The sequence below is a fragment of the Marivirga arenosa genome (assembly GCF_030503895.2).
GTDB classification, from domain to species: domain Bacteria; phylum Bacteroidota; class Bacteroidia; order Cytophagales; family Cyclobacteriaceae; genus Marivirga; species Marivirga arenosa.
Genome location: NZ_CP129970.2, coordinates 3,814,591 through 3,837,746 on the forward strand (window position 1 = coordinate 3,814,591; position 23,156 = coordinate 3,837,746).

16 protein-coding genes are annotated in these 23,156 nt (G+C 34.4%); 2 read left to right on the forward strand and 14 right to left on the reverse strand.

The window, feature by feature from the left end; translation table 11 throughout:
* Positions 1 to 31 precede the first annotated feature (31 nt).
* Together QYS48_RS16565 and QYS48_RS16570 are read right to left on the reverse strand one after the other, a co-directional pair.
* The gene (locus tag QYS48_RS16565; RefSeq protein WP_308356903.1) at positions 32 to 751 is read right to left on the reverse strand and encodes a LytTR family DNA-binding domain-containing protein; all 720 of its coding nucleotides are present in this window, start codon (positions 749 to 751) and stop codon (positions 32 to 34) included.
* Entirely contained in the window at positions 735 to 1,769 is a 1,035-nt protein-coding gene (locus QYS48_RS16570) for a histidine kinase (RefSeq protein WP_308356904.1), read from the reverse strand. Before QYS48_RS16570 ends, QYS48_RS16565 begins: the two co-directional genes overlap by 17 nt.
* A gap of 212 nt (positions 1,770 to 1,981) precedes the next feature.
* Here QYS48_RS16570 and QYS48_RS16575 point away from each other — a divergent pair, with 212 nt between their 5' ends.
* The gene (locus tag QYS48_RS16575; protein ID WP_308356905.1) at positions 1,982 to 2,863 is read left to right on the forward strand and encodes an alpha/beta hydrolase; all 882 of its coding nucleotides are present in this window, start codon (positions 1,982 to 1,984) and stop codon (positions 2,861 to 2,863) included.
* 144 nt (positions 2,864 to 3,007) lie between these two features.
* Here QYS48_RS16575 and QYS48_RS16580 read toward each other — a convergent pair whose 3' ends face one another.
* The 6 genes from QYS48_RS16580 to QYS48_RS16605 all read right to left on the reverse strand — a co-directional run bounded on the left by QYS48_RS16580 (position 3,008) and on the right by QYS48_RS16605 (position 7,734).
* Positions 3,008 to 4,171, reverse strand: a complete 1,164-nt coding sequence (locus tag QYS48_RS16580; protein WP_308356906.1) for a retropepsin-like aspartic protease — start codon at positions 4,169 to 4,171, stop codon at positions 3,008 to 3,010.
* Entirely contained in the window at positions 4,168 to 4,839 is a 672-nt protein-coding gene (locus tag QYS48_RS16585; protein WP_308356907.1) for a hypothetical protein, read from the reverse strand. Before QYS48_RS16585 ends, QYS48_RS16580 begins: the two co-directional genes overlap by 4 nt.
* 4 nt (positions 4,840 to 4,843) lie before the next feature.
* Positions 4,844 to 6,106, reverse strand: a complete 1,263-nt coding sequence (locus tag QYS48_RS16590) for a hypothetical protein (RefSeq protein WP_308356908.1) — start codon at positions 6,104 to 6,106, stop codon at positions 4,844 to 4,846.
* Positions 6,107 to 6,222: 116 nt separating this feature from the next.
* The gene (locus tag QYS48_RS16595) at positions 6,223 to 7,074 is read right to left on the reverse strand and encodes a LytTR family DNA-binding domain-containing protein (RefSeq protein WP_308356909.1); all 852 of its coding nucleotides are present in this window, start codon (positions 7,072 to 7,074) and stop codon (positions 6,223 to 6,225) included.
* A gap of 64 nt (positions 7,075 to 7,138) precedes the next feature.
* On the reverse strand, positions 7,139 to 7,330 hold the full coding sequence (locus QYS48_RS16600; RefSeq protein ID WP_302125846.1) for a helix-turn-helix transcriptional regulator: 192 nt from the start codon (positions 7,328 to 7,330) through the stop codon (positions 7,139 to 7,141).
* On the reverse strand, positions 7,327 to 7,734 hold the full coding sequence (locus tag QYS48_RS16605) for a hypothetical protein (protein WP_308356910.1): 408 nt from the start codon (positions 7,732 to 7,734) through the stop codon (positions 7,327 to 7,329). The genes QYS48_RS16600 and QYS48_RS16605 overlap by 4 nt, the downstream gene beginning before the upstream one ends.
* 136 nt (positions 7,735 to 7,870) lie before the next feature.
* On the opposite strand from QYS48_RS16605, the gene QYS48_RS16610 reads away from it, so the two are divergent.
* Complete coding sequence (locus QYS48_RS16610) at positions 7,871 to 8,407, forward strand: DUF1643 domain-containing protein (protein WP_308356911.1); 537 nt, start codon at positions 7,871 to 7,873, stop codon at positions 8,405 to 8,407.
* Here QYS48_RS16610 and QYS48_RS16615 read toward each other — a convergent pair.
* The 6 genes from QYS48_RS16615 to QYS48_RS16640 form a co-directional block, all read right to left on the reverse strand.
* Positions 8,379 to 10,406, reverse strand: a complete 2,028-nt coding sequence (locus tag QYS48_RS16615) for a penicillin acylase family protein (RefSeq protein ID WP_308356912.1) — start codon at positions 10,404 to 10,406, stop codon at positions 8,379 to 8,381. The genes QYS48_RS16610 and QYS48_RS16615 overlap by 29 nt on opposite strands.
* 379 nt (positions 10,407 to 10,785) lie before the next feature.
* Entirely contained in the window at positions 10,786 to 12,138 is a 1,353-nt protein-coding gene (locus QYS48_RS16620) for an endo-1,4-beta-xylanase (protein ID WP_308356913.1), read from the reverse strand.
* Positions 12,139 to 12,437: 299 nt separating this feature from the next.
* Entirely contained in the window at positions 12,438 to 13,508 is a 1,071-nt protein-coding gene (locus QYS48_RS16625) for an IPT/TIG domain-containing protein (RefSeq protein WP_308356914.1), read from the reverse strand.
* A gap of 50 nt (positions 13,509 to 13,558) precedes the next feature.
* Positions 13,559 to 15,082 (reverse strand): RagB/SusD family nutrient uptake outer membrane protein, encoded by a 1,524-nt coding sequence (locus QYS48_RS16630; RefSeq protein WP_308356915.1) that lies wholly within the window; start codon positions 15,080 to 15,082, stop codon positions 13,559 to 13,561.
* A 40-nt stretch (positions 15,083 to 15,122) separates the two neighbouring features.
* Positions 15,123 to 18,233, reverse strand: a complete 3,111-nt coding sequence (locus tag QYS48_RS16635; protein ID WP_308356916.1) for a TonB-dependent receptor — start codon at positions 18,231 to 18,233, stop codon at positions 15,123 to 15,125.
* Positions 18,234 to 18,940: 707 nt separating this feature from the next.
* Complete coding sequence (locus QYS48_RS16640; protein WP_308356917.1) at positions 18,941 to 23,047, reverse strand: two-component regulator propeller domain-containing protein; 4,107 nt, start codon at positions 23,045 to 23,047, stop codon at positions 18,941 to 18,943.
* Positions 23,048 to 23,156: the final 109 nt, after the last annotated feature.

Sequence of the window (23,156 nt, forward strand, 5' to 3'; positions counted from 1 at the left end):
TAAAATTTAATATTTTAAGCCAGGTTCCAGGTCATGATTTTATTATTTGATCCAAGACTTGGCTTTTCTTTTGCCGTGAAATAGGAAGCGTTTTGCCTCCAATATGAATTGAATTACCTTCTATAGCCTCCACCTTATCTTTATTAATCAAGTAACTTTTATGGATTCTTAAGAACGGTTTATCCTCTACAATCTCTTCCATCGCTTTCATGGTCATTAAAGTGATGATACTTTGCTTCTGACTATGAATCACTACATAATTCTCCATAGCTTGAACATAATTAATTTCATTAAAAATCACTTTTTCAAGTTTATGCTCAGTCTTGACAAAGAAATATTCATTTTGAGAAGAATCATTTGAGCTCACACCATGATAAGATAAATCAAATCTGTCTTTTGCTTTATTTACAGCTTTTAAGAAACGATCAAATGGATAAGGTTTAACCAAATAATCAATCACATCAAGCTCGTAACCTTGTAATGCATAATTAGGATAAGCAGTAGTGAATATCACCATAGGCGGTTTTGAAAGGGATTTCAGAAAATCAATGCCTGTCAATTTTGGCATTTGAATGTCTAAAAACATTAGGTCGATAGATTTTTCGGCCAGAAATTTATTTGCTTCCAATGCATTTTCACAATAGCCAATCAGGTTTAAAAAATTGATTTCAGAAACATATGATTTTAATCCTTCCGCTGCCAAATGTTCGTCCTCAACAATTAAAACATTCATTTTAGTGCTCATTTTCATCTAAGTTCAGTTTAAGGCTGACTTCAAAAAAGTCGTTATTCTTCTTAATGCTTAATTCATATTTATTTGGAAAAAGTAAAGCCAGTCTTCTTTTTACATTACTCAAACCAATTCCTCCTGCCCTATTATCATCTAATTCATCATCATAAGTATTTATGAATTCAGCCAATAAATTTGATCCTTGCTTTCTCAGATTAATCTTAACAATATTGGTAGAATCCTGATTAGAAGATAAATGCTTAAAGCAATTCTCTAAAAATGGAATTAAAAGTAAAGGAGGCATTGAGAAATCATATAATTCTCCCTCCTTACTAAATTCAACTTCTACTCTATGGGCTTTCCTTAACTTCTCTAAAGCTATATAATTTTCTAAATACTGAATTTCTTCTTCTATTGTAATTTTATTTTTACTGAAATCATATAACTGCGATCGAAGTAAATCAGATAATTTGATCAGCATTTCTGCCGCCTTATCTGGATCAATCTTAATTAAGACATAAACACTATTTATAGTGTTAAATAAAAAATGAGGATTTACCTGCGCTTTCAGATAACTCAATTCCGTCATCAGGTTCTCCTGTTGCCGCGCTTGTTCTAACTTCTGATTTCTTGATTTATCTATAATAGATTTAATACCAATCAATACTCCACCCATGAATAGATTTGAAATCAAAAAAACAGGAAATATGTTCATGAATTGGTCTCCAAAATACCTTGGCATATCCTTTCCTAATATCAAATTAATCGCTCCAAACATTAGGAATGATAATAAAACGGCAAGTAAAAAGTAGAATATAAAAAATAAGCCTGACCTCCCTTTTTTTAAGGTCCTGACAGCAATTACATACTGGGAAACATAATACATTGCTGCGTGTGATAACACATAGACAGAAGTTACTAAGTATAAATCGACTTTATTAGTGTAGAATTGATAATAAGCTGAACTGGCTAATGCAAAGTAAAGCGACCAACCAATTACATGATGTATTTTATATTCTGTTATTCTTTTCCAAATCATTGCTTAAAGATAGAAAGCAATGTTTTTGTAACAACTATAATTGACGAATTACATAAAACTATTGACGAAAGGTAATAAGGCAGATAAAACAGACATTTTATCAATAAGATATTCTCATTCGGCAGTTTATCATTTTATAATTACACTTTGTCAATACATTTTCTGGATATGGATGATTCTTTCTTCATTTGAGAAATCAAAAACAAAAACAAATGAAAAATCTAATCAAAAAATCACGAATCATATTATTAATTGCTGGATTACTATTTTCGGCTCACATTTTAAAAAGTGAAAACATTATCAGCACTAAAGTTATAGGAAAAGGACAACCTATGATTTTGATACACGGCATGTCTTGCTCTGCTGATGTATGGTCAGATGTTGTTAACCGCTACAAATCAAATTATGAAATTCACCTAGTCACCTTAAAGGGATTTGGAAACAAAGAAAACGTAGAAAGTGATCATTACTTAAAAGCTGTAAGAGACGAAATTATATCCTATACTAAAGAAAATAAATTAAAGAACTCCATTTTGATGGGGCACAGCATGGGTGGGTTTCTTTCCTTATGGGCCTCAGCAACAGCTCCAGAATTATTTGAAAAAGTAATTTCAGTTGATGGAATTCCTTACTTCCCTGCTATTCAGATGCCAAACATTACTCCTGAAACGGCACAAGGATTTGTAAATCAAATGAAAGCTAGTATGCAAAATGTTACAGAAGAAGCATATGCCCAACAACAAAAAATGATTATCGCTGGAATGATTGCGACTCCAGACAAAAGGGAACAAGTAGTTGAAATGGGTATTAATAGTAACAGAAGTGTTACTGGACAAGCTTATGGCGAAATGTATACTACCGATATAAGACCTGAAATGAATAATGTAAAAGCGAATGTATTAGTATTAGGAGCTTGGGCTGCTTATGAGCAATATGGAAGCACAAAAGCTATAGTCGAACAAAACTATGAAGCTCAATGCAAAGATATCAAGAACGTGAAAGTAGCAGTAGCCGATAAAGCCTATCACTTTATTTTCTATGATGAACCAGAGTGGTTCTACGGACAGGTAGATTCTTTTTTAGCTATGAAATAATTATAGAAGGGTACGAATAAACCGTACCCTTTTCACTTTTTATTTAGATTCAAAAACAATATCCTAAAGCAGAAATCTGCAATCAATCGTTAAAATTTAATTCAATAACAAAACGAGATATTAGCCACTAAACAAGAGTCATAATTATAAAATCAATTCATTAACTATAGCCAGCTTTTCCCCACTTGTTTTTACTATATGAAGACTATCAGCATCAATTAAAGAGCCAATATTCATGACATAGTCGCAATAATTCTCGAATAGATCCGCGGGTGTTTTTCCATTGATACTAATCAGGCTATCCCCTAAAGAAAGTGGCAATTCTTCTGTTGTTCTATTTACTACCCATTGATTCTTATCAGTTATACCGGGAATGAATTTACGATTAGGCATAATTTCCACTTCCTTCCTCTGTACCAATTCAATGATATCCTCTTCATAGTTAATGTTCACCTCAAAGTGCTTCAAAAACTCATTGCCTAAAAGTGCTTTTCCATTTGCTGAAAAATTAACTGGGATGGTAGTTTTAAATCCATCAATTTCTATTTCCAACTGCTTTTCTATCAGGGTATCAGTCTTGGATCCATAAATACCTGTTGTAGATCGATCAAAAAATAACTTCTCCTCTCCTTCAAATGCTTTAGCTAGGCCTATAGGTAAAACCAATCCACAATTATAACCGACATCAAATAGCACATTCTGAGCTTCTCTTCCTCCTATTTTCAAGCTGATACTAGGCGTTCCTGAAAGTAGTGGATGATCAAAAGGAATGGTATGAGAGGCCTGTTCAGCCTCAAATGCTCGATCTGAAAAATAAATCAACTGTTTATCATAATCTATTTTCCAATGGGCCAATTTTAAGATATTGGCTCCAATGATTCCATGAGGAGCAATGCACGGACTTGCAGACTCTTCATCATACTCTACTTTTCCAGCTCCCACATTATAAAATGCAGTTTCTCCGAAAATAATAGAATCAATTCTGGTGACTTCAATTTCTCTCGTAACTCCAGCTGCAGTAGAGTTTGATTTAGTGGTAATGGTTTTAAGTTGAAGAGATTCAGCCAATTCCTTTTCAATTTTACTATTGAAAGCGCCCGTGTCAAATATAAATTCTCTTTCAATACTGTCGCCATTTACTTTGGCTTTCACCACAATAATATCCTTTTTCATTTCGAAAGGAATGGCTTGTACAAATTCCTGGCGTCTTAATTCACCGCCACTCAAAAGCTGTACATTTTTTAAATAGCTGCAGCCTAACAAAAGGCTAGCAACTAAGATCGTTACAATAGAAAATAGATATTTCATTTCATTTTAAATTTAACTTCCGTTTTATGTGTCCAATATACTAATAGAGGAATTCCAATAAGTGATGGTAAAGCAAATGCAATAAAAGGATTCATGAATTCAAATCGTGTGACCATAGTGGAGAAAAAAGCTGTAAAGGTGGCAATATAGGCTCCCATCATATTCCCTAGATGATAGGTGTACCAATGTGCTGCATGTCTAGGCCTTTTTACAAAAGGCTTCATATTCACATAGCTTAAATACATTCCTCCTAAACCAAAACCTCCAGACAATAGCACCCCAGCTACGTTGGTTTCAGGTTTCAAAGCATAGTGAATCGCAATGGCAACAAAGGCTAAATTGGCAATAAAATTAATAATACCTGCAAACCAATCGTACCATTGTGGATTTTGACCTTGATGCAATTTTTTCAATTCTAGAATTCTTACTCCTGAAAACACACTGTAATAGCTAAGAAAGGCAATTAAGAAAAGAAATCTATTAAATTGATAGCTTGCAATGCTTATTCCTGTTACAAATACGATGAGCATTGCCATAGCATATATCTTCCCTGATTTCTTATGTTTTACTTTTCCTTTCTGTGTAGCGATAGCTATTGCACCGCTTATCAAGGCAATTGCACCTGAGAAAATATGAATGATCAGGATGATTTGAATTATATTCTTCATAATATTAGCGCAGATTGATGATTCGATTTGGATAGATGACTAATTGAATGATATTAAATTCAAATTGATCCATTCTGGACAGTTGTCTGGAGGGGTCTTTGACTTTTTGTAAGGGATAATATCGAAGGTTTGTGCGTAATACCCAAGTCTCGAGTGGAGATGGAACTATGTCCCAACCAAAAATTATCCCTGGCGAAATCATTCTAGTTCGGGCCACTTCATTTGTCATTACATCATTCTCAAATTCCGCTGCACCCCATCTCTCATAGCTAATGCTTGGTCCGATAAATGGTACAAATCCATTGTAATCCCAAAAGAATTTAAAGGCTTCGAATGCCACAGACTTTCTTCGAATTACATGTTCTAATCCATAGCTGTTCGAGTTTGAGCTGTAATCCCTATAACTAAAACCGATGTGAAGCCCTGTGTCATGAAATAAGTAGCCCAGCCCAAAATCCCAATTGAATTCACCTTTGTGCCGTGGTAAGGACTGCTGCTCACCTTGAGAGAATTGCGGTGCTCGCAAAAAATATGCTCCACTTGGTGCAACACCTATTGAAAAGCTGTTTAATTTCCCTTTACTTCTCAATTCATCTTCCTTTTTCTTGGTAGATCCGTTTTTGTAGCCTTTCTCTTCCTTTAGTGTAGTATCGAAAAACTTTACAATCCCAACTGAAAAATAATTTTGTGGTAAATGAAATATTTCTCTTTGATTTCGGCTCGTATAGAACTCTTTTTTGTTCGTGGGCACCCACATAAGTTCCGCATTGAGTTGCCATCCTTTATAAGCATAGGAAACACCTGCTAAGGGAGATGCAGTGAAAAATAAATCGTCTCTGCTCCCTAGCTCTTCATGATCTAGTTTGAAAACCATCTGGTTCACTGAAACACCAGCATAAGGTCTCAATTTGCCAAATTCCATTCGCCATGGATAATATCGAGCACTTAAATCTGCTCCTGGGATGAAGTGGTATTCAGTATCTTCCGAAACTTTTTTATCACCTAAGTGAGCGAGCGGAAGATTAACATTGAAATCCCATTTCCCCCAAAAATGTAAGCCCCCTATATTAAATCTAGGAGAAATAAGTGTGGGAAATTTACTACTCAAACCACCTGATACAAATTGACCTTGTGTTGGTACTATCTGTGTATTGAACCCTACATAGGTTTGGGCAAATCTATGTTTGCTTTTCTCCTCCATATATACCTGCGCATGGAGAATGTTAGTGGTGAATAAAATAATAAATGCTAATAGAACCTGCTTCATTTTTTACTTTTGTGTTTATGAATGATGAAGCAAATATGAAGAGCCAAATCGGTATTTGAGCTGATCTGACTACCGTTTGGTATTAATGGGAACGATTAGGTATAAAAAGGAAGCACCTATATGGATCGATTGATTTTTTCCTTTAATTCAGAAGATTTTGATCTGGCTACAGGTATCGGAATATTCCCATATCTAAGCACTACTTCAAAGTTTCGGGCATTGCCCTGCACTTTCTGAATGTGATTAAGATTAATCATATAACTCTTATGACAATGAAAAAATGTTTCATCGGGAAGTTGATCTACCAAATTCTTTAATCTGTTTCGAATCAAGTCTTTTTTAACTTTTTCTCCTGACTCTAGATAAAATAGCTCAAGGTAATTTCCATCTGACTGTGCCCATAGGATTTCATCACTTTTCAAGTGCAATACAGGCTGGCCATTTTCAGCCACAATTGAATGCACATTTTCTGTGTGCTTTTGTTCTAGCTTCACTTTTTGACTGAGCTCATTAGCTACCTTGAGTTGATTTCGTTGATAATTATACTGTTCAAAAAGCACCATAATTAGTATGGGAAATATGCTAAACAATAATGTTTTTACAAATACCATTCTAAAAAGGGAAACTGGGTCATTATCCAAAACATCAATGCTTAAAAAAATGATAAAAATAGTGAACACGATTAGAAGGAGCACGGTAAAAATCAGCATAATTTCCTTGCCTAAAGTCCATAAATCTTCATCCATTAATTTAGGAAAAAACAGCTTCAAAGTTTTAACTGTCAGCCAAACCATAGTTGAAGCAATTAAGCCGAGGCCCAATGCAAAAGCCAAAACATAAGTGGTAGGCAGACTATTGAAACCTAGAGGTCTGAAAAGACTAATTAGAATGAAAGTAAAAATTCCAGGAATGAGAATACTCCCGGAATTGAAAATAAAAGGATGAGGTCTTTTTAAGATTGAAAGCATAGGTAAAAATAATAGTTGACTTCAAATTTCTTTTATAGGTCATGAATTTCTATGATCTTCTCTCCTATTCATATTGAAAAATCTCTTCAATAGCTTTTGAAAAATACTTTGAAAGTTTAAATGCCAAATCTAAGCTGGGATCAAATTTCTCCTTTTCAATTGCATTAATGGTTTGCCTTGATACTTGTACCGCATTAGCTAAATCAGCCTGAGTGATATTGTGCTCCGCTCTTAATACTTTAACTCGATTTTTCATTTATATCTATATTTTCCTACTAGCGTTGCAATTAAATAGGTTATCGAGATTAAAATTACTAAAAATGAAATCTCAGCATCAAACCCAATCATATTGGTGATATCCATAACTGAAAAACTTAAGCCACCAATCACCCCAACTCCTAATGCTATTGCCATAGCATCAAAAGTAATTTTCTTATCTAATTCATCTAGACCATTAATGTGATTTCTATTCGCGAAAATCATTCCTACTCCAAATCCTAAATTTAGAAAGAATGCTAAATAGGTAAACACTTGATTCCCTTCCCATAAGAATTTAGGGCCAAATGTCACTAGAGCCAAAGTTGAAACCCAAGCAAATGTCCAAATTGCTAAGGCTTTTAAATTTTTCTTTCTCTGTTCATGCCAGTTACTTGCTTCCATAATGTATTGTTTAGTTGTCATATTGTAATTACTTATTGTCTTTTTGTAAAGTTTTATTGACACAAATAACTAATATTAAAATATAAATGTCAAGTTTTATTTACATTAATTTTTAAAATTTTAACTATATTTCATTATGAAGTGGATTTATGAGACCGACAAAAGCGGAGAATACCGTTATTCTTTAGGGAAAAAAGGAAAAAATACACTGCTATGCATTGGCGTGAATCCTAGTCATGCGAAACCAGAGGAATATGACGGAACAGTTTCATCCTTGGAAAGAATTGCTAAGCACAACCAATTTGATAGCTGGTTGATGTTAAATCTGTACCCGCAAAGAAGTGCTGATCCAAAGTTATTGCACCAACGAATCATCAAAAAGTATCACGAAACAAATTTAGAGATCATCGAATCTCACTTAGAAAATGATGAGCTAACGATTTGGGCTGCCTGGGGTAACCTTATTGATTCCAGAGATTTCTTAAAGCACTGCCTATCGGATATCTTCAACATGAGCCAATTTTACGATTGTAAATGGTTGTCAGCAGGCGATCCTCTAAAAGCCGGACATCCTCGGCATCCATTATATTTAAGAAAAAATACAGTTCTAACCGACTTCGATATGGAACATTATATGGAAACTGTTATTCAGCCTGAGGATGATAAATCCTAGCAGCATTTTCATAAATCTCCTCTTTATCTAAGGTCATTGGCTTTAATTCCTTATTGACAAACATTTCCATTTGATCAGTATAATGCGGACTTTCAGCTTTTGAAGAAGCTCCATAAGGCATAATGGATTCTAATTTTGGTAAACCCTTGCCAAAACGAGCTAATAGTATATAGGATTCTCCTACATATGCTCTATGCTTTAGTTCACTATCCATTTTTCGGGTATACATAGGTGCTATCACATCTGGTAAACCATCGATAGGAATTTCTTTTTCTCCTCTTTTATGAACTTGAATTTTCTCAAGTGGGACTTCAATAGTTCCAAATGCCTCCAACAACTGTTCTTGAGAACTTTTTACAATATTTACTGCAACTTTATGGTCAATTACTTTACCTTTTGCATTCACAATAATCATTTTCATTAGAGCTGCTCCTATGCTTTTCCTTTCAGCTCTCCTGTCCCAGTTTTGTAATATTTTTAAATACTTTTCAATATCAGGGTATTTGGCGGGCTCTAATTCGAAAATAATGTTAATATCTTCCTCAAAATAGAATTGATCAGGATATTGAATATCAAATTTTATTTGTTTGAAATCATTATAACTCAACTTCTCCTCTTGTTTCATTAGATATTGAAATCGAACGCTTCTATTATTATCAGACAGAGAATAGCCCATCTCTCTAGGGTATTTCAACGAATCAAGATTATCATTTGTAGCAGTAGCATTAAAGGCTGTATTATTCATGTTAAATAAATAACCTGAAGCGGGATTAGTGTACTGTGGTAAATCATTAAAATCATGAAATTTATTCCAGATAGTAGCAGAAGTATCGCCAGGCAATACTTTATTCCACTTAAAATTTGAATCCCGAATAGGCAGTTTAGCATTGCTTACATAAAAAATATTGTGGTCTTTATCAGCGTAAACAATATTAAAATCTGGTAAATGAATTCCAGACAGAGAGTTTTTAAATTCGTCCAAGTTGCCTGCTTTTGTCATCTCATACCATTGCTGAATGGCCTTTAAATCTTGATTGGCTGCAAAAGTCAAAGCAAAATAGCCATGATCATTTTTTAATGTCGGACCATAAACACTTTCATAGTAGGTTTTGGACAGCGGAATCGGAAGTCCTAACAATTTAACCTTCAGTTTAGCTTTTTTCTTCTCTAACTGTATTATATCTCCATCGAAATAATAATGATCTTTCATTTCAGGATGCATTCTGAGTTGATAAACATCCATTTTATCGGGATGATTGACAGTATGTGCCCAGCCCAAATTTTCATTGACTCCATGGAATATTGTGGGACTGCCTGGAAACAAGGAACCCAACATATTCCAACCTTCTTCACTATTTAAATGCACTTCATACCAACTGGCTGGTCCTTCAAAAGGTTGATGTGAATTTACAGCTAAAAAACTTTCTCCAGTACTCGTTTTATTTTGCGATAAAGCAATCGCATTAGATCCTATTCCCACGTAGGGATTATTAAACTTCTTATTGGCTACCAAATCGCCTATCACCTTATCAGCCCCACTCATGGCTGATAGAGAGAGGACAAAAGCAGTTAACATATCATCTTCAGCTATAGGAAACAGTTTTCTGTGCAAAATTTCATCCTGATGATAAACGGCATAAGAATTTATTCCTTGTACATAGCCATTCAACAGTGCTAAAAATTCTGACGAAAGCTCATTCTTTTTATCTTTTACCAATTCAGGCGCACCAATAAACTGCGTAAAGAAATCAATTCCAGCTCCATCTTTTCCGAATTGCTTGCCAGCCATTAGCTTGCCTGCAAGTAAAGTAGATTGGATAGTTTCAAAATCATCTTCGGAATGGGCCCAGGCTAAACCATAGGCTACTTCTGCATCAGTTTGAGCGTAAATATGGGCAACGCCCCATTTATCACGGACAATATCAATATTTTCTGGGGAGATTTGGGCTATTAATGGCTGAAAACATACTAGGAAGAATAGAATCAGACCTTCTCTCATATATTTCAATTTAATTTATATGTTCAACCACTAAATTTACAAGGAAAACCCAAAGCGTCCACCTTTTCTCTTATTATTGTTAGAGAAATTAGTAAATGATAATCAATTTAATCACAATTTAGTTCTTTAATCAAGCAAGCAATTGCCTTTGCATTTTGGCAAGATTGAAAGAAAGGAGGAAAATGAAATAGCTGAAAATCTGACCAGTATATTAATTAATAACCAAAAGATGCAGTAGATATTCTCAATGCTTTACCCTCCTTAATTTGTGAACAAATCAATCCAATCTAAAGAATATATAAATCAAGAGCTATAGACTTTTTGGCAGTCTAAAAAATCTGCTCAAGAGTGAAAGCAAAAAGTAGTAAAAAGCCTTTTACTACTCTAATCCCTCAAGGAATCCTATATGAGCTGATTTTCTATTGAACGAATCATCAAACAATAATGGCCAATCAGGTCTATTATGATGATTTATAATCCAAGAATCTGGATCTCGTAGCCCCCAGACTGTAATAGCATACTTGAAAGCTTCAGGTATATCATTGTATATATCCACTACTTCTTTACACTTCAATCTTTGAGCAATCTCACGTTCCTCCGTCAACGAACTGACCATTTGTCTTCCATCTGGATTGACTCTTATATCCAACTCAGAAAAATGAATGATTAAATTCCTTTGTAATGCCATATCAACATCATCCTGAATTTCCTGTCGGGTTGGACTGTCAATGCTAATATGCATTTGAAGTCCGATGCCATCTATCGAAATATTGTTAGCTTGTAGATCGTCTATCAACGCATAAACATCTTGCTGCTTAGCTAAGTCTGCCGGTGTATTGTAATCATTGTAGAACAATAGAACGTCAGGATCGGCTTCTCTGGCCCACTGAAAACATTTTGCAATATAATTAGACCCTAATTTTTCCAGGAATATTGTATTTCTTATTCCCCCACCATCGCTAATTGCCTCGTTAACAACGTCCCACGAAGTGATTTTATCCGAATATCTAGTTACAACAGCCTTAATATAATCTTCAATAATCATTTCAAACTCTTCATTTGAACCTGTAAATGTTCTCATCCAGTCAGGTACTTCCTCATGCCATATCAATGCGTGACCGTGTATATTCAATTCGTTTTCAGTGGCATATTGTACCAATTCATCAGGTCGAGTCCAGTTATAATCACTCGGACCTGCGAAAATGGTTCTCATCTTCATTTCACTTTCCGCTGTAATACTGTTAAACTCAGTAGTCAACAGCTCGTTATATCCTCCTGTGAGTCGGTTAGTACTTAAAGCAGCACCTACAAAAAAGTTATCGGCCGCTTTATCCTTTAGATTAACATCAGTATCAATAAGAGTTCCAGATGTAGTTACCATCACCACATTAGAGTAATCAGAGAGTTCTGCTTCTCTCACTGCCTTCACTCTAAAAAAATATTGGGTGCCAGGTGTCAAACCCGCAACAGTAGCGTTTAGACCTGCAACTTCAAGCGATTCATAGCCTTGAATGTAACTAGAAAAATCATTTTGAAGGGAAACATCTAGCCTATAACTTTTTGCAGTTGAAACGAAATTCCAAGCAGCGATAAAACTATTATCATTAATATCAATGGGATCATTAACAACTGGCTTTTGAAGCGGAGATAAATCATCATAAACCTCTTCATTAGCACAAGCATTAAACAATATCACCAGACTAGCAGAAAAAAACAGAATTAGGTTCTTCATTTTTTGTTGTTTATTCATCGAAACAGTAGAAAATGTAATGGGTAAATTATGGAATAATGCAGTAATTACGTTTAGTATTTGATCAGAACTTTTAGCCTTTTATGTGCATCTTTTTTATTCCTAGCACAATCTGATAGAAAAAGTTTACACCATTGAAAAATCAAATTGATACATTGGAATTGAGATTGATTTAAGAGTTTTAAACAGTTGACAAGACTAATTACTGTTATAACAAAGTGAGGGCAAAAGCCCTCACCCTTATTTTATTCATCACTGTGTCAACTAAATAATTAAACCAGTTAATTTCGATATTTGATTTTCAAATTGTCAAAACTGATTATCGTTGGATTTGGTGTATCATTCTGGACGATAGAAACATTGATTTGATTCACATTAGAAGGATTTGGACTGCCCTCTACCACTTCACCAAAACCAAAATTATTTCTGAATTCAGATAATGGAAAGGAGTACGTATTCCACTCCGTATTTTCAATTATTAAATTATAAGCAAAATTGGCTCCATCGATTGCATTTAGTTGAATGGCAACATGGGCTCCTTCCACATTTACACTCATATCAATTTCTATAAATGCTTCTGTTGGATTTGTACTTGATTGATCTAAAAAGTTCTCACCAGCACCGGCACTTGAACCATTAAAACCATTTTCGGTTGAACCTTCCCAAGCTAATTGGGCAAAATTTCCTGTTGGACCTCCTGCCACATTAGGATCAAATGAGCCTACATCACCAAAAGAAAACCAATCTTGCCTAACTCCACCGCCATCAAAATCAGAGATGTTAACTATGGTAAATCCTAAACTGACCTCTAGATATCGACTAACTGTACCTCCCGGAGTTGTTATTTCTAAGTCTGCTCCTCCAGTTGCGCTTTCTGGAATCACTATTGTGAGTGACTCTTCAGAATTTACTGTATATTCTATTGCTTCACCGCCAAATGTCACACTTGACACATCAAGAAACCACTCGCCCTCAACAGTTACCAAATCTCCAACTAATGGTGTTTCAGAAGAAACACTGCTGATAACTGGAACAGGCTGCAAAATTTCAAAATCTATGGTAGTCGAACCCCTAGAGGTCTGAAAAGTTAAAGGTTGTACACCAAATCTACTACCTGTTGATCTATCAAAAGGCACTGTAAAAATAAATGCTTGATCTGAAATATAGGCCGGATTAAAACCCACTTCAATATTTTCATCTAAGATGATCCTTTCCAAACCGGAAAGCCCTTGTCCTTCAACCCTCACTTGCGTATTCGGATATGAAGCATTTAGCAAATCTCCTGGTGCCGAAACTATGGCATCTACTATGATATCAGTATCTTCGTCATCTTGGCATGAAATGAATACCATTGACAAAATTATTAAAATTGCGATATTTTTTATATTGATCAACATAGACATTAATTAAAATTATAAGGTACAGGCTGTTCTAACAAAGAAGGATTTGTATTGATTGCAGATTGAGGAATAGGCAATTCAAAGTAATTAGCACTAGGTGTTATCTTAACAGAAACTAATTCGGTTCTATCTAGATCTGAATAAAAACCAACCTCTTGTTCTGATATAATAGAAATAGCCTCGCTAATTCCTCTTCGTTTTAAATCGAAGAAATATTGACCTTCAAGAGCAAATTCAGCTCTCCTCTCCTTAAATAATTCCTCTCTCGTTAAAACAGTTTTAGTAGGCAAACCTGCTCTCATTCGAACTTCATTGAAAGCATTTAAGGCAGACGGATCTGATGTTGAAGAACCACCCGCTAATTTAGCTTCAGCATGCATCAATAATATATCCGCATACCTTAATATGATCGTATTCTGTGATGTTTTCATGAAAAATACGTCACTTCTTTCGGCAGCAGAACCCACAATATATTTTCTGAAATTAGCGGCCGTGACTGAAAGATTTTTCTCATATGTAAATCCACCTTGAGAAGATAGCAATTCAGGATAAATGTCACCGTCCTCCATGATGGTGGCTTTTTTTCTTCTATCCTCATCAACATACTCTTGCTGAAGCGATATAGAAGGCAAATACACACCCCAACCATCTTGTCCACCCGTTATTCCGGACCCAAAAGGTACAATATACGCTTGATTGGTATTTTGCGTTCCCCAAACAGTGGCGAGTGATATCCATTGCAAAGCAAACATACTTTCAGAACTGTTATTGTTCTCAGGGCTATTAAAGAGGTTACCAAATTGATCAACTAATGAGTATTGCCCTCCTATTATTTCCTCTGTAAGACTAGCGCATTCAGCATATTCTCCAAGTGTAAGATGCACCTTAGCTAAAACGCCTTTTGCTACTTCCTTTGTAACAAATCCTCTCTTAACTGCAACATCTGGTAAATTTTCAGCAGCAAATTGAAGATCTGATTTGATAAATCTATAAACATCATCCACTAGATTTCTTTTAGGCTGCGGTTCAGTATTAATTCCATCCACAATAGGAACGGCTCCAAAAGACCTCACCAAAAAAAAGTAAGCATTTGCTCTCATGAAGCGACTTAGTCCCATGAGACTATTGTAGTCCTCTGCGGGTAGCTCATCCTTTCTATCTTCTACCAAACTCATAAGGTTATTTGCCTGATCAACAACTGAAAAGAGTGAAACGTACCCTTCGGTAAGAATGGGGTTTTGAGCAGTTACTTGAGCATCTCTAAATTGTTGGTAGGCTCCATCAACGCTATAAATGTTACCGGCATACATGTCGCCCACTGCGATTAAAAACTTATCATTAAATGTAAACCATGGCTCGAAATACATAGTTTCTGCAATACCATCAAAAGCAGTGATGCCCTCTGGTAAATCCGTTGGAGTTAGCTGTGTTTCAGATGGTGCGTTCAAAAACTCATCCGAACATGAAGACAAAACTAACAGAGTAAACAACGAGGCTAATCGATATTTATTTATTATTCGTTTCATAGTATATGTTTTAAAATTATTATTCCTAAGTATTAATTTTTTAGAATTCTAAATTGATACCTAAAGAGGATATTCGAGGTACTGGAAATCTACCCAAATCAATACCATTTAGGGTCACATTTTGATCTAAACTTCCTAATGATGGATCGAATCCAGAATACTTGGTGAAAGTGTACAAGTTTTGAACACTAGCATAAATTCTAGCTCTTGAGAAGAATCTATTAACTAGTATTTTATCAGGAACGCGATAACTTAACATCACATTTTGTATTCTTAAGTAAGAACCATCTTCCACAAATCGGTCTGAAATTCTTCCGTTTCCGTTCGGATCTGTAAGTGATAACCTTGGCTCATTGGTGTTTTCATTTACTCCCTGCTCAAATGCATTCAATGCTCGGGGAGTCACATTAGCAAACCTATCCCCGAAGCCCGGCACAATACCGTCTATATAATGTCGGGTAAAATTATAAATTTCATTGCCTTGACTTCCTTGAAGCGTAATATCAAGACTAAAATTTTTGTACTCCATATTGCTAATAAAACTGTAGGTAAAATCTGGAATTGCATTTCCGATAGCTGCCTGATCATTCCCATCAATCACATTATCATTATTTAAATCTTTGAATCGGATATCACCTACTGCCGTGCCCTCCTCTTGGATAGGACCAGCTTCTAATTCTTCCTCACTTCTGAAAAGGCCATCCGTAACATAACCATAGAATTGGCCTACAGGCTCCCCCTCTGTAGTTCTCGTGATAGTATATTGATCGAATTGCACTCTACCTAATAGAGATTGACCCTGACCTTGAAAACTGGTTAATTCATTAGTGTATGTTGAAAAAATGGCTGTAGTTTTCCATAAAAAGTCTTCTTTATTTAAATTTAGAGTTGTCAGACTTAACTCAAGCCCTTTGGTTTCGATAACCCCTGTATTTATAAAAAAGTCTTGCGCACTTTGATTTGATTCATCACTAATTCGTCTTGCTAAGAAATCTGAAGAATTTTTGATATAGAAATCTGTAGTTAGTTTCAGTCTATTGTTCAGGACAGCTGCATCAATTCCTAGATTAAATGAATTTAAAGCTTCCCATTTAATATTAGGGTTTCCCAAATTGTCTATTGTAGGTGAATTGCCGCCAAATGGTGAAGGCACTAAGGAAAGTATGGTTTGAAATCTATTGGGAGGAATATTTTGATTACCCACAGATCCATAACCTGCTCTCATTCTTAAATTATTGATGAAATTCAAATTGCTTAAAAACTCTTCATTACTTATGGTCCATCCACCTGAAACAGAGGGGAAATATCCCCACCTATTATTAGAACCAAAATTTGAAGAAGCATCCGCTCTTATTGAAGCTGAAAAAGAATATTTATCTTCAAATCCGTAAATTGCTCTTGAGATATACGAGGTCATAGCCCATCTTCCAGAGCCATTACCGTTTTCAGCAGTTTCGCTATCACCAAGGTCTAAATTTGTAAAATCTTCGTTCAAAAATTGACCAGTCCTGAAACCACTTAAATATTCATATCTACTTTCCTGAGCTTCTTGCCCTACTAGAACTGTTAAATTATGTTTATCAGCAAAGGTCTTTTTATAAGTTAAATAATTTTTAAGATTCCAATAGTAGCTTTGCTCCTGTTGTTTGAAAGACCGATTTAGTGTTTCTACAATAGCGCCTAATTCAAATGCTGGAGCAAAAGAAGCAATTTTACCAAAGCCTAAATCATATCCTAGCTCAGTTTTGAATGAAAGGCCATCAAAAAATTGAATCTCTCCAAATATATTTCCGAGAAGTTGTGTTCGTTGTGTTGTGGCGTTATTAATTTGAGCTAAGGCAACGGGATTGGTAGCTTCATTTCCGCCTGATCCTACATTATTTGCAGGACCAGCAAATGAACCATCTGAGAACCTCACGGGTAGCTCTGGTGATTGCCTTAATGAATTCATAACAATACCGCCACTATCATCATTTCTGACAACTCTTTGAAGCGACCTATTAATTGATAAATTATTACCAATTTTAAGCCAAGAATTAACTTTACTATCCACATTTACTCTAAGTGATAATCTATCAAATCCCGAGTTAATAATGGTTCCTTCTTGATCAAAATAGCTAAAGGATGTATAATATCTTGTATCTTCATTTCCTCCAGATATTGATAGTTGATGATTTTGAATTGGAGCAGGTCTAAATATCTCTCTTTGCCAATCTGTACCGCTTCCCAGTAACTCTGGGGTTTGATATTGAAAAGGGATAGGCTCTCCATTTAATTCGAAAAGCTTAGTTTGATACCTTGCATAGTCAGGTAAGTCTAATACATCTACAAAATTGATGTTCTCCTGTACGCCAAAATAAGTTTCATAGGCTATTTTAGCTTTTCCTCGACTACCTTTTTTGGTGGTGATAAGCACAACCCCATTCGCACCATTTGCTCCATAGATTGCGGTGGCAGATGCATCTTTTAGAATGTCGATAGATTCGATGTCAGATATATTCAATCCAGCTAGTGCTGAATTTCTCGTCTGTCCATCTCCCCCACCAAAAAGTCCGAATGAAAATGATTCATTGTTTCTATCAGGAAATACTGGTGTTCCATCAATTACATATAGAGGTTCATTCCCGTTTATTGATGTTATACCTCTTATCTGAACCGAAATACCTCCACCAGGAGTTCCTGAATTCTGAGTTACGTTGACACCTGCAGCCTTACCTATTAACGCCTGATCAATAGAGGTAAAGGGCTTGTCTTGTATTTCATCGGCTTTCACCGAAGAAATAGCACCAGTTAAGTCTTCTCGTCTTTGGGTACCAAAACCTATCACCACTACTTCATTTAGTGTTTCGGCATCATCTGTCATAGTTACACTCATGGAAGTGTTAAATTTTGCTGGTAATCTTAAAGTCTTAAGACCTACAAAACTGAATACCAAGATAGCGTCTTCCGGAACATTATTTAATTTAAAGGAACCATCAGCATTTGTGCTAATTCCTTCACTAGTTCCTTCAATCATTACGTTTACACCAGGAATAGGTGATCCTTCATAAATAACTTTACCTTCAACCACTTGCGTTCCTTGTGCATAAATTACACTAGCACGAAGTAAAATGGTAAAAATTAAAACTGCTTTTAGGAAATGTTTCATCATAGTAGTAACAAATTGTAATTAACTTTTAATTATTCGACATTAGTCTGTCCCTTTTTAAGCGATCAAAAGTTGCGTTCCCATCAACTATTTTTTAAGCTTTGTTTTTCTAAACTCAAGCTCTTTGATCTGTCTTAAAGGTCTATGAAAAGAAGATTAATAAGTAGAACAAATGATGCGTTTTATATGAAAAATAGTGCACAAAAGCCCCTTTTTGGTCATATTTATGAATTTATCCACTGGAAAATTGAAATTCTAATTTCTATTAAACGGAAGCATCTTCTATATTCAAAAAATTACAAATCAGGTATTTTTCATCAAGAGGATTTGAATAATTCTGTAAAATATTTTGAACGCATCTAAATTGAATACTTGCCCTAGTTATTTCTTAAAGGAAATAATTATGGTTTGCTATTGATAGATGCTTTAGATAAAAGGATATTGGGATGCTCACTAAGTGTAAGACCAAATCATATTTAAATCAAAATGGAATCATGCAAATTGAATGGATTGAAAAATACTCAACTGCCCTTATGATTACTCATAAAACGCCTCTGCATTCAAAAACGGGATAGTTATATGCGTTTTTTTGTGCTAATAATGTACGATACTAAACTTTGATCCTGTAAGACTACATTATAAAATATGAACGTAAAGCCTTCAAGCCTGCTTTTCATTATTGTAGAAAATAAAAATTTTGACTTTGAATTTTATTCCTCGCTTAAGCTTTTGTTTTGAGTAGGCAAATGCCCAAACTTTAATTTAAAGCATTTTGTAAAATAAGATGGCGAAGTAAAACCAACTTTATAGCAAATTTCATTTATATTATCATCTCCTGAATTGATAAGGTGCTTTGCTCTCTCTAATCTTACATTTCTTATGAATTCATTTACGGATACACCTGTTAAAGCTTTAATTTTACGATACAATTGACTTCTGCTTAAAAATATTTTTGACGCTAAAAAATCTACATTAAGCTCAGGTTTGCTAATGTTATCGTTAATTACGAGCAGTATTTTTTGAATGAATTTTAAATCTACGCTTGTAGTGTTTTGTGTGCCTTCTTTTATGACCCCAGTGTATAAGTTATTAAAAATCAATTGTCTACTTTTAATTAATTGAGCTAAACTTGACAGTAAAATATTCATATCAAAGGGTTTGCTTAAATATATGTCTGCTCCGGCATCTAGACCTTCAACCTTATGAGAAACCATGGCTTTTGCTGATAACATTAATATTGGGATGTGACTTATCTTAATATTTGCTTTTACATTTTTACAAAGTTCAAGCCCATTCATTTTCGGCATAATTACATCGGTAATGATGATGTCAGGTAGTTTACTGACCGCCAAATCATAACCTTTTTTGCCATTTTCTGCCACTATTACTTTATAGGTTGTTTTTAGCTCATTTTGCAAGTAATTCCTTAATTCATTGTTATCCTCCACAATTAGTACTGTGTATTCCTTTTTGGTTTTATTGTCGTCAGCTTCAGGCTCAACCTCTTTGGCAGGCGGAAGTTCTAAATTCTTTATAAAATGTTCCCTTTGAAAGGGTTTATCATTAAAATCATCTTCCTTAAACTTATTCTTTCCCTTAGGAAAACTTACAGTAAAGATAGTCCCTTGATTTAATACACTTGTAACATTTATTTTACCCTTGTTTAATTCTACAAATTCTTTTACAACTTCTAATCCAATACCTGTACTACCATAGTAAGCTTTGTTCAAATTATTTATCTGATAGAATCGATCGAATATTTTACCCAAGTTCTTCTTATCTAATCCCGGCCCCGTATCTTCAACAGAAATTGCATAAAAGTCTGAAATACTAGAATCATTCCTTTTAGTTTCAACCACTTCTGGATTCAACTGCTCAACAATTTTGACTTTTATGGTTCCTCCGTCTGGTGTAAACTTGATTGCATTCGAAATCAAATTAAACATGATTTTCTCAAACATATTAGGGTCTAGCCAGTCCTTTAATTCTTGAGCTGTAGTTTCCAAGGATATGTCAATTTTTCTAAGCGAAGCCTCTTCTGAAAAATAATCAATTATATCTCGCACAAAATCAACTATCTCAATCTCCGACACTTGTAAAGAAACCGCATTATATTTGAGCGTATTAAAATCCATTAGTTCATTGATAAGTCTAGCTAATCGATCAGAACTTTTGTGAATGGTTTTTAACTTACCGTAAACTGAACTTGAAAGTGCTTCGTATTCATTTTTCAGGATATCTTCAAGAGGGTTTATTATTAGTGTAAGCGGAGTTCTAAATTCGTGGGAGATATTGGTAAAAAACTGCAGCTTTTTACTGTTTAGTTTTTCAATTTGATTTGCTCGCTCTCTTTCTAAAATTATAGCCTGCTTGGACTTTACTCTATTTTTATATAATCTAGCTATAAAAAACAAAAAGATTCCAAGCAATAAAATGTAAAGAAAATACGCGTAATATGTTTTCCACCAGGGAGGTAAAATTGTAATTCGCAATGTTAATATTTTTGACTCTTGATCCCTATTTCTACCTACAGATTTGAGTTTAAAAAGGTATTTTCCGGGTTCCAGATTTGTATAGGTTGCTGAAGTATTATTTCCCACATGATTCCAATCATCCTCAAAGCCTTTTAAATAATAAGCATATTTATTCTTCCGTGTATCTTTAAAATCAATTCCTACATATTCGATTGTAAAAACGGATTGATCATGATTGAGGGTTATTTGTTTTGTTTGAGAAATTACTTTGGTTAATGGAGAGTCTTCGTCATCAAGACTAACTGATTTATTAAATAATTTAAAATCTGCAAGATATAAATGCGGATCATTTTCAACTTCAAGAACTTCATCTGGATTAAAGTAGTTCAGGCCTTCATAGTTTCCAAAATATAAATACCCTTTATTATCTCTATAGACAGCATTATTTCTAAATTCATTTGAAAGCAAACCGTCTTCTTGAGTAAAATTGGTGCTTTTTCTATTCTTAAAATCTAATTTAGTTAAGCCATTTCCCCCACTAATCCACAAGTTGTCATTATTATCCGTGATAATGGCTCTCACTGATTTTTCTTCCAAATTCGGAAATGAATCGTAATTCAAGAAAGAGTTTGCCTTTTTGTCAAAACTAAACAACCCTGCACCGTCAGTTCCAATCCAGATTGTTTTATCGTTAGACTCGTAAATTGATAAGATAAGTTCAATTGAATTGTGGTTATTTGCAGCTTTCACCATTTCAGCTTGCATAGCAGTTAGCTGAGTCCCCTTTTCAGATTTTAATTGTAATCGATATAGTCCTGATATAGTACCTATCCATAAATAATTATCAGAATCTACCAGCACCTTTCTAATAAGCGCTCTATCAATGTCACTCCCATCTGAAGCCTTCATATTTACATGAAAAAAGTCTTTTTCAGTGGGATTGTAATAATGCAATCCTCTCGAAAATGTTCCTATCCAGATTCTTCCGGTTGAGTCTTCTGAAAAGCTAAGAATTCTATTAGACTTCAAACCCGAAGTGTTTGCAATGTTAAAATTTTCAAATTGATCATTTCCATTTCTAAGTAAATAAATGCCTCTACTCCAACTGCCTAGCCAGATGTTCTGCCTACTGTCAATAAATATAGTTTGTATATCTTTTGCATCTAACCCACTATAATAGAATTGATTTTCTTCATTTACTTGAATAATGCTTTTTTCTTCAGGATCATATATATCAATTCCGCCTCCCTCACTACTCATAATAATTTTGCCTGATTGATTCTTAACTACAGAAGTTACCGTACTGGCTTGTAAAGTATTTTCGTCATTAGGTAATGCTTCAATTGAATGGAATTTATTATTGGTTTCATTAAAAGTGCCCAAACCTTTATTGTAGTATCCTAACCAAACGATATTTTCATTATCTTCATAAAGCGCCCAAATGGAATTGGATTTAAGACCTCTTTCTTGCCTTATATTGTACAGGTACTTTTGATATACTTCTCCTTTTTCGTTGACTATTATCAAACCATCGTTTTCTGTTCCACAGAAAATAAAATTAGGGTTAACCTCAATAAGAGATAAAATTTTATTTTGTGTGATGGGATAAATATCAAATTGGTAATTATCAATATCAGGTTTTACTCTCATTAAACCATTCGAAGTGGTGCCAATCCATAAGAAACCACGATTATCGACTTGTAAACTTTCAATTGGAGCTGAAATTGGAGATTTTTGAAATTTATCTTTAAATATTGGAGTAGCATGATAGCTATTGTCTACAGCAAATAAACCATGATTAGAGCCTACATAAATTACGCCCGACTTACTTTTTGACAAACTTGAAATTTGAAAATCAGTTTTCTGGAGAAGGTCTGTTGCAACTCTTGTAATTTCTAGCTTCTGCAGATCCATTTTAAACAAGCCAAAGCCATAAGTGCCTATTATTAGATTGCCGTTATTATCCTGTATAAGGCTGTTAATAGAAGCAGGTTGTCCATAGTCATTTTCAATTGCTTCTTTAATATTTACATGGACAAAAATGTCAAGATTGCGATCATAATAACACAATCCTTCTTTTGTTCCCACCCACAACTTATTGTTACTATCTAAATATAGTGTTTTGACAAAGTCACTGATAATCCCCTTGCTACTGGTGTAGTCAAAGTTGTATGCAATATAATTCAGCCCATCATATCTATATAATCCAGATCCATCAGTTCCAATCCATATAAATTCATTTTTATCTTTTACAATGGATGTAATAGCTCTTTTAGATGTGGCTTCTGAAATGCTATTGAACTGATAGTTATCAAACTTATTTTGGGAAAATAATAGATTCAAAACACAAAAAAATAGGATAATTAGATTTGTGACTTTTTTTATATCTATCTTAAAATACTTATACATCTTGAATTTTCCTTTATACACACAATCATCACTTTAGCTTACA

Coding starts and splice junctions, on each gene's coding strand:
- QYS48_RS16565 (WP_308356903.1), bottom strand. CDS start 751: ATGAAAATGAGCACTAAAATGAATGTTTTAATTGTTGAGGACGAACAT.
- QYS48_RS16570 (WP_308356904.1), bottom strand. CDS start 1,769: ATGATTTGGAAAAGAATAACAGAATATAAAATACATCATGTAATTGGT.
- QYS48_RS16575 (WP_308356905.1), top strand. CDS start 1,982: ATGAAAAATCTAATCAAAAAATCACGAATCATATTATTAATTGCTGGA.
- QYS48_RS16580 (WP_308356906.1), bottom strand. CDS start 4,171: ATGAAATATCTATTTTCTATTGTAACGATCTTAGTTGCTAGCCTTTTG.
- QYS48_RS16585 (WP_308356907.1), bottom strand. CDS start 4,839: ATGAAGAATATAATTCAAATCATCCTGATCATTCATATTTTCTCAGGT.
- QYS48_RS16590 (WP_308356908.1), bottom strand. CDS start 6,106: ATGAAGCAGGTTCTATTAGCATTTATTATTTTATTCACCACTAACATT.
- QYS48_RS16595 (WP_308356909.1), bottom strand. CDS start 7,074: ATGCTTTCAATCTTAAAAAGACCTCATCCTTTTATTTTCAATTCCGGG.
- QYS48_RS16600 (WP_302125846.1), bottom strand. CDS start 7,330: ATGAAAAATCGAGTTAAAGTATTAAGAGCGGAGCACAATATCACTCAG.
- QYS48_RS16605 (WP_308356910.1), bottom strand. CDS start 7,734: ATGGAAGCAAGTAACTGGCATGAACAGAGAAAGAAAAATTTAAAAGCC.
- QYS48_RS16610 (WP_308356911.1), top strand. CDS start 7,871: ATGAAGTGGATTTATGAGACCGACAAAAGCGGAGAATACCGTTATTCT.
- QYS48_RS16615 (WP_308356912.1), bottom strand. CDS start 10,406: ATGAGAGAAGGTCTGATTCTATTCTTCCTAGTATGTTTTCAGCCATTA.
- QYS48_RS16620 (WP_308356913.1), bottom strand. CDS start 12,138: ATGAAGAACCTAATTCTGTTTTTTTCTGCTAGTCTGGTGATATTGTTT.
- QYS48_RS16625 (WP_308356914.1), bottom strand. CDS start 13,508: ATGGTATTCATTTCATGCCAAGATGACGAAGATACTGATATCATAGTA.
- QYS48_RS16630 (WP_308356915.1), bottom strand. CDS start 15,082: ATGAAACGAATAATAAATAAATATCGATTAGCCTCGTTGTTTACTCTG.
- QYS48_RS16635 (WP_308356916.1), bottom strand. CDS start 18,233: ATGATGAAACATTTCCTAAAAGCAGTTTTAATTTTTACCATTTTACTT.